11 protein-coding genes are annotated in these 14,992 nt (G+C 61.5%); 5 read left to right on the forward strand and 6 right to left on the reverse strand.

Annotated features, from left to right (window positions below; translation table 11 throughout):
• The first annotated feature begins 112 nt into the window (after positions 1 to 112).
• From ACP8LP_RS06015 to ACP8LP_RS06030, 4 genes are read left to right on the forward strand one after another with little or no spacing between them, the layout of a single operon-like run.
• Positions 113 to 733 (forward strand): TetR/AcrR family transcriptional regulator, encoded by a 621-nt coding sequence (locus ACP8LP_RS06015; protein WP_036975990.1) that lies wholly within the window; start codon positions 113 to 115, stop codon positions 731 to 733.
• Complete coding sequence (locus tag ACP8LP_RS06020; RefSeq protein ID WP_016667679.1) at positions 733 to 1,641, forward strand: ATP-binding cassette domain-containing protein; 909 nt, start codon at positions 733 to 735, stop codon at positions 1,639 to 1,641. The genes ACP8LP_RS06015 and ACP8LP_RS06020 overlap by 1 nt, the downstream gene beginning before the upstream one ends.
• A 3-nt stretch (positions 1,642 to 1,644) precedes the next feature.
• Positions 1,645 to 3,831: a YhgE/Pip domain-containing protein gene (locus ACP8LP_RS06025; protein ID WP_063279953.1), complete on the forward strand. Its 2,187-nt coding sequence runs from the start codon at positions 1,645 to 1,647 to the stop codon at positions 3,829 to 3,831.
• Complete coding sequence (locus ACP8LP_RS06030) at positions 3,828 to 4,220, forward strand: DUF3054 domain-containing protein (protein ID WP_016667677.1); 393 nt, start codon at positions 3,828 to 3,830, stop codon at positions 4,218 to 4,220. The genes ACP8LP_RS06025 and ACP8LP_RS06030 overlap by 4 nt, the downstream gene beginning before the upstream one ends.
• A gap of 114 nt (positions 4,221 to 4,334) precedes the next feature.
• Here the strand turns inward: ACP8LP_RS06030 and ACP8LP_RS06035 are convergent, their stop codons facing one another.
• Both ACP8LP_RS06035 and metH read right to left on the reverse strand, forming a co-directional pair.
• Positions 4,335 to 5,957 carry an HAD-IA family hydrolase gene (locus ACP8LP_RS06035; RefSeq protein ID WP_063279952.1) on the reverse strand — a complete coding sequence of 541 codons (1,623 nt, stop codon included), beginning with the start codon at positions 5,955 to 5,957 and terminating at the stop codon, positions 4,335 to 4,337.
• A 7-nt stretch (positions 5,958 to 5,964) separates the two neighbouring features.
• A complete protein-coding gene (metH, locus tag ACP8LP_RS06040; protein ID WP_016667675.1) occupies positions 5,965 to 9,450 on the reverse strand; it encodes a methionine synthase in 3,486 nt (1,161 codons plus the stop codon).
• Between the two features lie 51 nt (positions 9,451 to 9,501).
• Between metH and ACP8LP_RS06045 the strand changes: the two genes are divergently transcribed.
• On the forward strand, positions 9,502 to 10,308 hold the full coding sequence (locus ACP8LP_RS06045; protein ID WP_016667674.1) for a proteasome assembly chaperone family protein: 807 nt from the start codon (positions 9,502 to 9,504) through the stop codon (positions 10,306 to 10,308).
• A gap of 9 nt (positions 10,309 to 10,317) precedes the next feature.
• On the opposite strand, the gene rpe is transcribed toward ACP8LP_RS06045, so the two are convergent.
• The 4 genes from rpe to fmt all read right to left on the reverse strand — a co-directional run bounded on the left by rpe (position 10,318) and on the right by fmt (position 14,964).
• Positions 10,318 to 10,989, reverse strand: coding sequence for a ribulose-phosphate 3-epimerase (gene rpe / locus ACP8LP_RS06050; RefSeq protein WP_016667673.1), 672 nt, complete (start codon positions 10,987 to 10,989; stop codon positions 10,318 to 10,320).
• Positions 10,990 to 11,414: 425 nt separating this feature from the next.
• Complete coding sequence (locus ACP8LP_RS06055; protein ID WP_016667672.1) at positions 11,415 to 12,260, reverse strand: CAMP factor family pore-forming toxin; 846 nt, start codon at positions 12,258 to 12,260, stop codon at positions 11,415 to 11,417.
• A gap of 395 nt (positions 12,261 to 12,655) precedes the next feature.
• Complete coding sequence (locus ACP8LP_RS06060; protein ID WP_065672772.1) at positions 12,656 to 14,020, reverse strand: RsmB/NOP family class I SAM-dependent RNA methyltransferase; 1,365 nt, start codon at positions 14,018 to 14,020, stop codon at positions 12,656 to 12,658.
• Positions 14,017 to 14,964 carry a methionyl-tRNA formyltransferase gene (gene fmt, locus ACP8LP_RS06065; RefSeq protein WP_016667670.1) on the reverse strand — a complete coding sequence of 316 codons (948 nt, stop codon included), beginning with the start codon at positions 14,962 to 14,964 and terminating at the stop codon, positions 14,017 to 14,019. Before fmt ends, ACP8LP_RS06060 begins: the two co-directional genes overlap by 4 nt.
• Positions 14,965 to 14,992 lie beyond the last annotated feature (28 nt).

Below are 14,992 nucleotides of genomic sequence, written 5' to 3' on the forward strand. Positions count from 1 at the left end.
TCCAGCCTAGCCGACCGATTTGGGTACAGACCCCGATGCGGATACCATCGGTATTCGATACCAGTGGTACTGCCTACGATCCCCTTGCTCTTCCGAAGGACGACAACCTGTGATGCCTACCGCAGTGGAAAGGCCTCATCGCGACGAGGTCAAAAATCGCATACTCGTCGCTGCCACCGAAAATTTCGAACGGGACGGCTATGCCGGCGCGAGTCTGCGTCGCATCGCATCGGATGCCGGATTCACCAAAGGGGCCGTGTACTCCAATTTCGGGTCCAAGCCCGACCTCTTCGGACAGGTGTGCACCGAAAGGCTTGCCAGTGGCGAGAGGGATGTCGTCGATGCCCTCTCCCCCATCTTTTCGAGCGGTGGCAACCCCGACGAGGTCATGAGGCAGATCAGCGAGAAGCTCACGGAGATCCTCCTGGAAGATGCTCCGTGGCAGGTCATTCTCGCGGAATTCCGCGCTCTGGCCCGCCACGACGAGGAGATCGCCGAGGCCTACACAAAACTGCAGAAACAGCGGATCGCTCAACTGGTCGATTTGACGACCCAGTACTGTGTACTCGACCGCGTCAAGTCCGCGGAGGATGCCAACCCACGCAGCCTCGCGGTAGTGGTCCTCAGTCTGGTCAACGTGCTTGCCCTGGAATTCTCGGTGGCCAGTGCAGTCATCGACCAGCAGGTCATAACCGATGTCATCGAACGTTCAATCAGGGGGTTCCTCCAGTGATGCGTTTCTCGAAACGTCCTCCGGTCGACACCCAGGCCCTTGAGGACGCCTCGGGAGTGGTGCTCCACGCCCGCGACTTGAACGCCCAGGGGCGGCAAGGAATGATCTTCGGGCCTCTCGACATGGACCTCGCGCCGCGTCAGCTAGCCGTCATCCATGGCCCCGCCGGTGCCGGAAAGTCCGCCCTGCTGCTGGCCCTCTCCGGACGGTTCCGCAGAACGCGCGGAACCCTCATCATCGACGGCATTGATGCGATGGCCGAGCCCTACCGCGCCATTCATCGCACGTCCGTGGCCCGTATCGCCGATTACGTCGTCCCAGAGGATCGCCTGACCCTCAATGAATCACTCGCCGAGCGATGCCACCTCGATGCTGTCAACCTCAAGACAGCCGAGAGCAGGGTGCGTCAGATCGAGGAAATCGTCGGTTTCCGCATCGACCGTTCCTGCGAGTTCGAGCAGCTCGAAGCCATTGAGCGTGCCGTGACGTCGCTGGCTCTCGCCATGCTGAGGGAGACGAAGGTAGTCGTCATTGACGATGCCGATGTCATGGTTCCCCACAACCAGCAGAGATTGTTGTTCGAGATGTTCTCAAAGCTCACCGAGCTCGACGACTCGACCATCATCGCCGCGACAGTGGACGACGACATGGCGCCGCCCGGATCCCTCGACGTTGAACTGCCGGCCCACAACCGTGCCCATGCGGTCAAGGACATTCATGGCAACAAGGATGTCGACGGTAATTCTCGCGACCCGGAAGCCCCAGAGGTGACACAGATTCCTCTCGAAGGAGAGGAAGAAAACACCGAACCCGAGGTCGACACCAAGACCGATTCCGCGCCCGACGAAGAAACCGAATACAACACTCCGACGGAAAATGCCCATACCGATGACTGCCCCCGGAGATAACGCATGCTGACTCGATTCATCAGACTCGTACAGTTCGAGTTTCGGCGTTTCAAAGGACGCTCCAAGCTCGGCCTCATCTTCATTCTCATTATTCCGCTGCTGTACGGTGGTATTTATCTTCACGCCAACTGGGATCTTTATTCCAATACCGACAAGGTGAAGATTGCGATCGTCAATCATGACAAGCCGGCCACGTTTGATGGTCGGACCGTCGAAGGTGGCAAGGAATTCCAGGAAACGCTGAAGAAGAACCCACGATTCGACTGGCAGTTCCTCGGAACCGATGAGGACAAGGCCTATCAGGGTCTTCGTGACGCCGAGTACTTCATGGTCATCGAGGTACCCGAGAACTTCTCGACGAGCATCGTGTCTGCCGGTGACTTCAAGCCGGCTCGGGCGACACTCAAGCTCCACCGCGACGACGCAAACGGATTCATCATCGGTCTGTTGACCTCACAGGTTCAGACAGCCCTTGAGCAGGCCTTGGACCAAAGTGTGTCCGAGACCTACTTCAATGCACTCTTCGTCAACCTGGGGGTCATCAAGGACTCATTGACGAAAGCGTCCGAGGGTTCAGCAACACTCGACTCCGGCATGAAAACCCTTGACGCCGGCGTCAATGAGATGAACACCAAGGTCCTGGGGGCAACCAAGGCCGTTGGCGACTCCACCGCAACCGTTAACAAGGTGAATTCCGCACTGGCGAACGCCGATTCGGCAGCGGCCAAGACGTCGATGGCAGTAGGCCAGACCAGGGTGGGTGCCCAAGCCATCACCGGCGCCGCACAAAGCGTCATGGCCGATGCTCAGGCCGTCAATTCTGCAATGATTCCGCTCATCAACAATGTGACCAAGAACCTTCCTGCTTTACAGGAACAGGCCGGTAACCTCGTCTCCGCGACGGCGACGTTGCAGAATCCCAACGGAAATTCTGTCGTCAAGATTCAGCACGATGTGACCGGGGCGGCGAACAAAGCATCGGCTCTTGCTGCCAAACATCCTGAACTTGCCGATGATCCTGACTACATCGCATTGACCAAGCAAATCAATGGCGCCGCAAGTTCAACGACGACCGTGTCGTCCAATATTGCGGCGGTCGCAAATATCTCGGCCGGTCTCAATCTGAGCCTCAACCAGCAGAATGCTGACACCCTGGCCGACAATGCCAAGGCCTCGCTGAATCGTCTCAACAAGGATGCTCAGCAGGTCAACAATGGCCTTGAGACGATCAGCGGTGCCATGGACAACGCCGATTCGGCAGCGAAGGATCTCAACAAGGCTGTCAACAACGCCACCGACGCCGGCCGCGACTTCACCGCGAAGGCTCCGGAAATTGCCTCTGGCGTCATGCAGTTGAGCAATGGTCTGGGACAGCTCAAGGCGGGTGCTGACGCTCTGTCCAAGGGAGCGACAAAGCTCCATCAAGGCCTCGATACCGGTGCCAAGCAGATTCCCGGCATGACGGATGACCAGCGCACCAATCTGGCCAATGTCATGAGTTCCCCGGTCGACGTCGAGCAGACCATCCTTCACTCCGCGAAGTACTACGGACGTGGCCTCGCGCCGATGTTCTTCTCCATCGCCATGTGGATCGCCTGCATCTCGACCTTCCTCGTCGTGCGTACCTTCTCCGGTCGTGCCATGACTGGTCGGGCCAACGCCCTGTCGATCGCGCTCGTCGGTTTCGGCCCGCTGGCGGTGATCGCCTTGGTTGGTGCGTACATCATGGCCTTCGGCGTCTGGTTGACCTTGGGACTCGACCCGGTCCATCCCTGGTACTTCATAGGTTTTGTGACATTGACATCACTGTCATGGATGATGCTGGCCTTCTGGATGAGACTCATCTTCGGCTCGCCACAGACAGCCATCTTCCTCATCCTCCTGGTGCTCCAGCTGCCCACATGTGGTGGAACCTTCCCTGTCACGATGCTGCCGCCGGTCTATCAGAAGCTGGCTGTCGTCATGCCGATGAAGTACTCCGTCGACGCCTTCCGCGTCCTCATCTCAGGTGGACCGATGTCGACGATGGCGCTTGGATTCGCCGTCGAGGGTGGCATCCTCATCATCTCGACGATCATCACCTTGGCCCTTGTCCATCGCCACAAGCTGTTCCGCATGCGTGACCTGCACCCGCCGATGATCACATCGACCTCCACGGCCGACTTCGCCTTCTCCGTGAGGCCGCGATGAATGACGAGCTGGCATCGCCCTCGGTACGACGAGCTCTCGTCGCCGACATCATCTGCGTAATCCTGTTCGCAACGATTGGACGGGCCAGTCACGGGGAGGCCCTCTCCCCCGGCGGCCTGCTACGAACCGGCACTCCGTTCGTGCTGGGACTTGCCGTCGGTTGGGTCATCGTCGTGACGGCCCGTATCCCGGCACAGCGCTGGCTGGCTGGACTGGTTCTGTGGGCGTCCACCCTCCTCGTGGGAATGGCGGTTCGCTACTTCACCGATCAGGGGGTGGCAGTCGCCTTCATCATCGTGGCGGCAAGCTTCCTGGCTCTCACCCTCATCGGGTGGCGCGCCGTGATGATCGGCATCAGGACGGCGCGTCGCAGGAAACGGCAGGTGTGACGGCAAGAGGGCCGGCGAGTGAACCCCGCCGGCCCTTTTCTGTGATTGTTGATGAAACCGTGCGGTTGAACCCGTCAGCGGCACAGCCACAACGTGGTCATGCGACCCCAACCATCACTTCTCCTCCTTCGGCAACCGCCACTGATCGTGCTCGGTGATGTTGCGTGGACGAGGTCCGTGATAGTCAGGCCCGTAAGCTCCCGGAGCAGGGCGACGCTTACGCACTGGCGCCGTCACACCAGGAGCAAGCCGACGTGAAATGACGAGGAAGCCGGTGTGGCCCGTCGTCCCGTGAGCCGGACGGATGGCCAAGCCTTCAGCGTGCCAGTCCCGGGTCGTCGTCTCGGTGGCCTGCGGCTCCGTCCACCCACCATCGGCACGAAGAGTGTCCATCACCCGACCCATCTGGGTCGTGGTGGCGACATAGCAGCACAGCACGCCGCCCGGAACCAAGACCTTGCCAACCGTCTCGACGCACTCCCATGGGGCAAGCATGTCGAGGATGGCGCGGTCGATCGGCTCGGACGTAATGCCCGTCACCAGATCGGAGACCTTGAGGTCCCAGGTGGACGGCACCTCACCATAGAAGGACTCGACGTTCTTGTGGGCGACGTCAGCGAACTCCTGCCGCCTCTCATAGGAATGCAGGCGTCCGTTCGGCCCAATGGCGCGCAGCAATGGGATCGACAGGCCGCCGGACCCGACTCCAGCCTCCAGCACGCGCGCCCCGGGGAAGATGTCGGCCCACATCGTGATCTGGGCCGCCTCCTTGGGGTAGATGATCGCGGCCTCACGCGGCATGGAGACGGTGAACTCGCTGAGAATCGGTCGCATGGCCAGGAACTGCAAGCCGCCGACGGAGGTGACGACGACTCCCTGAGGCCCGCCGATGAGGTCGTCGTGGCGCACTGCCCCCTTCGTGGTGTGGAAGATGCCACCCGACTGCAGGACGATCGAGTGTTTGCGCCCCTTGGGATCAGTGAGGGTGATCCGCTCCCCAGCACGGAGGACTCCCCCGCCGCCATTGGCCACCGGAGCAGCAGCCTCGTCGGCAAGGTGCCACAGGCTGACGAGATCAGCCAGTGACAGACCGGACAAGTCCGGGCGATGAACCCGGCGAGGTCCAGGACCGACCTCGGCCAGCCCGTCAACGGTGAGCACCGCGGCCCCAGCGGTCGTCGCTGAGGTAGTCCCCTTGGGGGAATCCTCGATCGCCAGACAGTCGGCGATGTCGACGCCAAGCCTTTCGGCAGCCAACAAGTACGGATCTGGCGCCGGTTTGGCCGTCCCCGGGGTGACGTCGTCGAAGGTCACAACGGTGTCAAAGGGGTTGCCGATACGGTCATGGATGGCCTCAAGCACCGGCTCGACGACAGCGTGCGCCGATCCCGTCACGATCGCCATGGGGACACCGGCCTCACGGATCTCTGTCAGCAGGTCCAGCACACCCGGACGCCACGGCACCTCTCGTTCCCGGTTGAAGGTCGAGACCATCGTGATGAGCTGGTGCCGCACATCCTCGGTGGTTGCCGATTCCCCAATCTCTCCGGCCATCGCCTCGCAGACATCGGTCATCGGTCCGCCAGTGAAGCTACTGGCCTTTTCGGACTCCCACATGATTCCGTAGGAGGACAGAATCGCCAGTTCTGCCTCGACCCAGCGAGGTTCTGTATCGACGAGGGTCCCGTCAAAGTCCCACAACACCGCCGCAAAACGGTCGGCAGTCGAGGTGTGCAAGGACGTCTCACTTGGCGTTGAAATAGTTGGCCTCCGGATGATGGACGACGAAGGCGTCGGTGGACTGTTCTGGATGGAGTTGAAACTCCTCCGACAGCTCCACACCGATCCTCGCCGGGTTGAGCAGTTTCACCACCTTGGCCCTGTCCTCGAGGTTCGGGCAGGCGGCGTACCCGAAACTGTACCGGCAGCCCCGGTAGGTCTGATGGTCGATGGCATCGGTGACAGAGGTACTGTCGTCGTCAATCCTCAATTCATGACGCACGCGGGCGTGCCACATCTCGGCGAGGGCTTCGGTCAACTGGACGGACAGCCCGTGCAACTCGAGGTACTCCCGGTAGGAATTGGCCTCGAAGAGTCGTTGGGTGGCAGCCGAGACCGCCTTTCCCATCGTCACCAGCTGGAAACCAATGACGTCCGGGCCGTACTCGCCGGCCTCGTCGGCGTCGCGAAAGAAGTCAGCCAGGCAGAGCTTCCGACCACTACTTTGGCGTGGGAAGGTGAACCGGGTGACCTCCTTCGAGGTGTCCTCGGGGTCCAGGACGATGAGGTCGTGCCCCTGGGAGAAGCACGGCCAGTAGCCATCGACCACGCCGAACTGGGCCAGATTCTCCTGCCGGATGCGGTCCAGGAGAAGCCGCAAACGCGGCCGAGCCACCTCATTGACCATGCGATCCCAGGAACCGTCGCTGCGCGAACCCTTGAGCCCCCACCGGCCCATGAAGGTGGCGCGCTCGTCGAGCCAGACCAGCACGTCGGCCAACGGAATACCCGTCGAGACTCTCGAACCCCAGAACGGCGGGGTCGGGATCTCGACCGACCCTGGAACGGGTCGGGCCACATCGGCGCGCGGGGCGTCGTCATCAGAAGTCATGTCGTCGGTCTCAACAGTGGCCTGTTTGACCTTGATACGACGACGTCGAGGCTTCGGGAGTTCAGCTCCCGGAACCCCCTTCTTGACGGCCATCACGGAATCCATGAGGCGAAGTCCCTCGAAGGCGTCCCTTGCGTAGCGCACCTCGCCCTCGAACAGGTCGTTGAGGTCCTCCTCGACGAATGTCCTCGTCAGGGCCGCACCACCGAGCATGACTGGGTACTTGGAGGCCAGTCCGGCCTGGTTCAACTCGAGCAGGTTGTCCTTCATGACCATCGTCGACTTCACCAGCAGACCAGACATGCCGATGACGTCAGCCCGATAGGTCTCGGCGGCCTCGATGATCGCCGTCACCGGCTGCTTGATGCCCAAATTGACGACGTGATAGCCGTTGTTGGAGACGATGATGTCGACGAGGTTCTTGCCGATGTCGTGGACGTCACCCTTGACCGTGGCGAGCACCAGGGTGCCCTTGCCGGAGGCGTCCGACTTGTCCATGTGAGGCTCGAGGTGAGCGACTGCCACCTTCATGACCTCCGCAGACTGCAGCACGAAGGGAAGCTGCATCTTGCCCGACCCGAAGAGGTCGCCAACCACCTGCATACCGGCCAGCAGATCCTCGTTCACGATGTCGAGAGCAGTCTTAGACTCCATGGCCTCGTCGAGGTCATCCTCCAGGCCCTTGGCATTGCCGTCGATGATGCGCTGCTTGAGGCGCTCGAACAGCGGCATGGCGGCCAGCTCGGCCTCGCGCTCGGCACGCATCGAGGCAGCCGTCACTCCCTCGAAGAGTTCCAGGAAGCGATTGAGCGGGTCATAACCGTCATGACGCCGGTCGTGGACGAGGTCGAGGGCGACCTCGCGCTGTTCCTCCGGAATGCGATCGATCGGCAGGATCTTCGCAGTGTGGACGATGGCCGAGTCCAGACCGGCCTTGACGGCCTCGTGGAGGAAGACCGAGTTGAGGACGATGCGGGCTGCCGGGTTGAGGCCGAAGGAGATGTTCGAGACACCGAGGGTGGTACGCACACCCGGGTAACGCTTCTTGATCTCGGCGATGGCGTTGATGGTCTCCAGACCGTCGCGGCGGGTCTCCTCCTGACCAGTGCCGATCGGGAAGGTGAGGCAGTCGACGAGGATGTCACCGATGTCCATGCCCCAGTTGTCGACGAGATCATCGATGAGGCGAGAGGCCACCCGTACCTTCCACTCGGCAGTGCGTGCCTGGCCCTCCTCGTCAATGGTGAGTGCGACGACTCCAGCCCCATTCTCGACGACCATCGGCATGACGCGCTGGTAGCGCGATCCAGGACCGTCCCCGTCCTCGAAGTTCACCGAGTTGATGATGCAGCGACCGGGCAGATGCTCCAGACCAGCAGCCAGGACGTCGGGCTCGGTGGAGTCAAGGATGATTGGCAGCGTGCAGGCGGTGGCCAGTCGGGCGCTGAGTTCGGACATGTCCGCCACGCCATCGCGACCGACGTAGTCGACGCACAGGTCGAGCAAGTGGGCGCCGTCGCGGGTCTGGGCCCTGGCGATGTCAACACACTCATCCCAGTTCTGGGCCAACATCGCTTCACGGAAGGCCTTGGAACCGTTGGCGTTGGTGCGCTCGCCAATGGCCAGATAGGCGGTGTCCTGGCTCAACGGGACGTCGTTGTACGGGGAGGCAACGGCGTCGGCGTGGTGAATCTCGCGCTCGGGAACCGGTCGACCTGAAACCCGCTCGGCAATGGCACGGATGTGGTCAGGGGTGGTACCGCAGCAGCCACCGACGACCGACAGGCCGTAACGATCAATGTAGTCGTCCAGAACGGGGGCGAGATCGTCAGGACCGAGGGGATAACGGGCCCCCTCCCCCGTGATCTCGGGCAGGCCAGCGTTCGGCATGCACATGATCGGTACCTGTGCTCCGCGGGACAGGGTACGCAGGTGCTCGGCCATCTCGGCGGGTCCGGTGGCGCAGTTGAGGCCGATGGCGTCGGCGCCGAGAGATTCCAGCACCGTCAATGCTGCACCGGTCTCCGACCCCATGAGCATGGTTCCGGTGGTCTCGACGGTGAAGTCGACGAGAATAGGCAGGTCGACCTTGCGCGCGGTGGCGGCACGATGAGCGCCTATGATTGCGGCGCGAGCCTGCAAGAGGTCCTGGCAGGTCTCGATCTGGACACCGTCGGCGCCCGCGTCAATCATGGCCTCGATGACCTGCTGGTAGACATCGCGGATGGCGGCGAAACCAATCTGGCGAAGGGTCGGTAGCTTGGTTCCCGGACCGATCGATCCAACGACGTAACGCGGCTTGTCCGTACGCTTGTCAGCTGCCTCACGAGCCAGTTTCGTGGCAGCAGATGCCAGTTCGACAGCACGCGGAGCGATGCCGTACTCCGTCAGGGCTGGCAAGTTCACACCGAAGGTGTTGGTCTCGATGATGTCAGCCCCGGCATCCAGGTAGACGTCATGAATGCCGGAGATGACATCAGGTCGGGTGACATTGAGTATCTCGTTGCAGCCCTCAAGTCCCTGGAAGTCATCCATCGTGAGATCGCTGCTCTGCAGCATCGTGCCCATGGCGCCATCAATGACGAGAACGTGCCGGGACAGAGCGGTGCGAAGGGTCATGGGTTCCAGCCTAGGGGTCAGGCTAGCCTTGGCACCATGCGATTTCGACACATGGACCGGCCATGGGTCGTGGTGGCCTTCAGTGGCTGGAACGACGCCGGCTCGGCCGCCACCCAAGCGGCGACCCTCATCGCTGAGTACTCCGAGGCAAAAACCTGGCGGACGATTGGTGGCGAGGAGTTCCACGACTTCCGTCAGACCCGTCCTGCCATCACCGTCATGAATGACGTCGAAATCGTCAACTGGCCGTGCACGACGATCCGTGTTGGCAGGTGGCAAGGCCAGCCGATCGTCATCGTCACCGGTCCGGAGCCAAGTCTGCGCTGGCGAACCTACTGCTTCCGCTTGCTGCGGCGACTACGCAAGCTCAAACCGGCTGGTCTCGTCGTGCTTGGCGCGATGGCCACTGATGTCGCCCACACACGGCAATTGCCCGTGATGGTCTCGACGACCGACCCTGACCTCGTCAGTGCCCTGGGGGCGGAGAAGCTCGAGTACGACGGCCCGACGGGCATCCCCTTCGTCCTTGTCACAGAGGCACGGCACCACGACTTCAACGCCATCGGGCTGTGGGTCGGTGTGCCGCAATACGCCTGTGAATCCCCTTGCCCTCCGGCTGTGCAGTCCCTCCTTGTCCGGATCGAGGAACTCACCGGGATTGCCGTGCCGCAAGCTGGTCTCGAGGAGGACAAGCGAGAATGGGTCAGAGCCATTGACGAGGCCCTGTCTGAGCATCCCGAACTGGCCGAGTACGTCGCAGCCCTCGAGACGGAACAGGATGCCACCCTGCCCGAGGGGCTTACGGGAGACGTCCTGGCCGTGGAGTTTCAGTCCTATCTACGCCACCGCGGTACCTGACCGCAGTACTCAGTGGCAGCAGTCCTGGGCCGCCTGAGCCTGATTGCGCAGTGAGGTGACGACCTGGTCGGGGTCATCGAATCGGTAGACGGCAGAACCCGCCACGAAGGTGTCAGCCCCGGCCTCGGCAGCGCGCTCAATGGTGTCAGCCGAGACTCCGCCGTCAATCTGCAACCAGATGTCCGCCCCGGATGCGTCAATGAGTTTGCGTGCACTACGGATCTTGGCGAGAACGGGATCGAGGAATTTCTGTCCGCCGAATCCAGGCTCCACGGTCATGAGGAGAATCTGGTCAAACTCGGTCAGGAAACCAGCGAGCTGCTCGACTGGGGTCGCCGGACGCAGTGCCACGGATGCTCGCGCTCCCATCGCCCGGAGCTCCCGAGCCAGCTTGATGGGCGCAGTGGCAGCTTCTAGATGGAATGTGACTGACTGGGCACCGGCCTCGACATATTGCGGTGCCCACCTGTCGGGGTCCTCGATCATGAGGTGGACGTCGAACATGAGGTCAGTGGTTGGACGCAGGGATGCCACAAAAGGTGCTCCCATGACGAGGTTCGGCACGAAGTGGCCGTCCATGACGTCGATATGCAAACCGTCTGCTGACGGGATTCGTCCCACCTCATCGGAGAGGCTGGCCAAATTGGCATTCAAGATGGACGGCGTGATGCGAACTGTCATGCTGCCAGCCTAGAGGGTCATACGGAGGCCGCGGGGAAGGACTCTCCTTGCCACGACGTCAACACCGTGACCCACCACCCCTGCTTGAAGTGATGGGGTACCCAGAGTTGATGACGACGACTACCGCGTCGCTCGTCAACTATCGACACAGGCTCGAGTGCAGGAACACCGACGCCTGACCCGTGACATGTCGCGATGCACGGCCACTGGACGGTGGCCGATTCGGTAACTGTCACGGGTGGACATCCGCAATACCCTTTCGATGCATCATCACCAACATCGTGGCTTCCGCATCATCCACCGGTGACGACTGCGACTCACGCCATTGCCCCGGATGTGGAAAGGACATTGATCACGACTGACATAACCAGCCACACTTAAGGCGATCCTCGGGACCACCACCGTGGCCCCGAGGATCATTGGTATCAGTCAAGAGTTATCGGAGCATTGGCAGCCGGCATGCAGAAGGATGGCGAGGCCGGAGCACCCTTCTTGTTCGGGGCCTTGAGGGCATCCTGGTAGGCGACCTTGAGGTCCTTCATGGCCTGGTCGACTTCGGCGACCCGCACCCATGCGTTACCACGAATGAGACCAGCCCTGTCGATGGCACGGTTGAGCAGACGGATGGTGTCGTTGTCCTTGTAATTGATGACGCACGTGTCGCGATCAAACAGAACTTGCGCCATCAAGCGTCCCAGTTTGGCGCGCACGAACTTGGTGGCAACATCGGTCGGCTTAAGGTCAGGCATGGCCTGAGCTGTAGCGAGAGCCTTCTTGAGCGCAGCCACCTCGTCGGTCAACTGCGCGGGGGTGGAATCAAGAGAAATCAGCACGTTGATGGCGTGGGCAATCTCATCGAACACGACAGTATGCGCGTTCTGCACCTTGTCTTGAATGGTGAGAGTTGCGGTGTGCGTGGTGTCGCACATGGTCAGGAACAACTCGACACGAGCCGGAAGCGACTTGACGAAGGTGGTGACTCCCTTGATGACCTTCTCAAGCTGGGCCTTAAGAATCTTGGCCTGCTTCAGGAGGTCCGAAATGGTATCGATGACTTCCTTAGGAGACAGAGAGACCTTGGCGACCTTGAGATCATTGGTCAGCGAGTCAATACGATTATTGACATCGCCGAGCAATGCGTGTGCATCAGAGGTATTACTCGACACGGCGGAAACAGCCGGTACGGCAGCGTGAGCTGCGGGGGTAGAAAGAGCGGCTGGAGCCATCAGGGCACCGGCAACCAGTGGGGCGGCGATCAACTTGATCCTCATGAGGTTCTCCTCGTTAGAGCGACGTGTCCGCGACCTCGGACCACATCACGATCGCAGACGAGACCGAGTGCTGAGAATGCAAAAGCCGGGATATCCCCAAAAAGGCTACCTGCATGTATACCAAGGAACTTCGCAGGATGACGAGAGCTAACTTTTGTCCTCCGCACCGTGTCGAGCACCGCACGCACCAAGACTGCTGCCGACCCATGTCACACGTAGCACGTTCTGACTTACGGTGTGGTTGCCCACCGACCCGGGGCAACCACTCCCCTCGGCCCCGCTTCCGGAAATATCCAGTGCGTCAAGTGCCGACGTCAGCGTGGATTGGACTGTTTTTGCATCTTGGGATGTCGTTGGCATCCTTCAGCCACACATATGCCTGATGATCGCATTCCTCACTCATCGTGTATGCGGAACAATGCGCAAAACATGGCATCGGTGCCGTGACGATGTGGCCACAGTTGGATGGCGTTTGAGTTTCCGGACGCAGCGATACCAGGAATGCCCGGGAGCATGGCAGGAGCGTCGAGGACGTCAACTGGCAGGGACGCGCGAGCATACTCAATGATGTCGATGGTTTCGGCTCGGTGCGGTGAGCACGTGACGTATCCGACGATCCCACCTGGTCGGCTGAGATTGACCGCCGAGGTAAGAAGTCGACGCTGCAGGTGCGTCAACTCCTCGACGTCAGCAGGAGTACGACGCCAGCGCGCTTCTGGACGTCTGCGCAGGGATCCCAGACCCGAACACGGCACATCAGCAAGGACGGAGTCAAAAGACCGAGCTGGAAGTGGCGGGCACATGCCGTCGGCAGTCATGACGCGATGGTTGCCCGGGATGGTCTTGAGGGCCTTCGCCACGAGATCAGCACGATGTTCATGCAGTTCCACCGCGGTCAGATTGGTGTTGTGCTGGTTCGCGAGTCCGGCCAGGAGCGCGGATTTGCCACCCGGTCCGGCACAGAGATCCAGCCATTGACCAAAATTGCCATTCGCCTCGGCTGCATGAAGCAAGGCCAGGATCACCAATTGAGAGCCCTCATCTTGTACGCCGACCCTCCCCTCACGCACCGCAGTGACATCGGACGGGTTTCCTGGACGCACGACACCCCATGGGGAATACCGAGTTGGGGTCCCAGACTCAATTTCGTCGCGCTCAGCGAGGCCAGGGCGGACGACCAGGGTCGGGACCGGCGGCTCGTTGTCCGCCAGCAGGGCGGCCTCCACCTCGTCAGTTCCAAGACGATCCTGGAAGGCCTTGACGATCCAGGTCGGGTGCAGGGTTCGCAGGGCCATGACGTCGACGCCCTCGCGTCCACCGATCTCGCTGGCCCATTCCTCGAGGCTGTGGGTGCTGATGCGCCGGGATACAGCGTTGACAAGACCTGTTACTCGTTCTCCGATGACTTGACGGGACAAATCGACCGAAGTGGCCACAGCAGCCCGGGTGGGCACCCTCATGGCAAGGATCTGGTGTGCCGCCATCCGTAGGACGACGCGCACTCCGGGCTGGAGTTTGGCAGGGTTTCGCCCTGATGCGGCCTCAATGATGCGATCCCAGGTACCCGATCCGCGGGAGGTGCCGTCGACGAGCTCGGTCGCGAACGCCGCGTCACGTCCGGTCATCCCGGTGGCACGCAATTGGTCGGCCAGGGCAAGGTTGGCATAGGCACCATGGGTCTCGACGGCCAACAGTGCGGTGTATGCCAGCCGTCGTGCTGGATCCGTCTTGCGGCGTTTCTGGTGGGGACGCTGATTCATCGCAGCTTGGTTCCGGCGTCAATCCCTGCGCCTCGCGCCCAGTCAGCTCCGTTCATGGCCTTCTTCCCGAAAGCTTGGACCTGCAGCAGTTCGAGGGGCCGAGAACCAGTCCCGAGGAAGAGCTGTTTGCGGGTGGCGACGAGCTGGCCCGGTTGAGCCGTCGTCACGGTGTCCGGGACCGTGGCGTCGGGGCCAAGGTGGCAGGTGCGCAACACTTTGAAGCGCTTGTCATCGAGTTCAGCCCATGCTCCCGGGGTCGGGGACGTGCCACGGACCAGATGGTCGATCTCCTCGGCAGGAGCCGTCAGATCAATGCGGACGTCACCTGGGTGTATCTGTGGGGCGGTCGTCACCCCTTCAGACGACTGAGGCGTCGGCTCGATCCCGGAATCGATGTCCTCGAGTGTCTGAGTCACCAGCGGGGTCGCGGTCTGCGCCAGTTCGTCAAGGAGCTCACCAGCTGTGGTCGTCTCGCCAATCGGCACTGTCATGGAGCGATACACCGGTCCGGCGTCGAGGTCCTTGACGAGTTGGAAGACGCAGGCACCCGTCTCCTCGTCCCCAGCCATGATGGCCCGCTGCACCGGGGCAGCTCCCCTCCAACGGGGCAACAGGGAGAAGTGCAGATTGATCCAACCATGTTCCGGCGCAGCCAGGAGATCAGTGGGGATGAGACCGCCATAAGCGACAACGACTGCGGCATCAATGTCGAGGGCCGCGACGGCGTCGTGTCCCTCGCCGGACTTCACGCTGGTTGCCTTGATGACGCGAATGCCAAGATCCTCGGCGGCCTTGGCGACGGGGCAGGGACGGGGTGTGCGGTGACGCCCTACTGCGGCGTCAGGCCGGGTCAGGACGGCAACGACCTCATGATGTGGGTCGTCAACAAGGGCCGTCAGGGTGGGGACGGCTACGTCCGGGGTGCCAGCGAAAAGTAATTTCACCCTTCCAGCCTATCGGCCGGGCAACGCC

The sequence above is a fragment of the Cutibacterium sp. LaCa_89 genome (assembly GCF_058177555.1).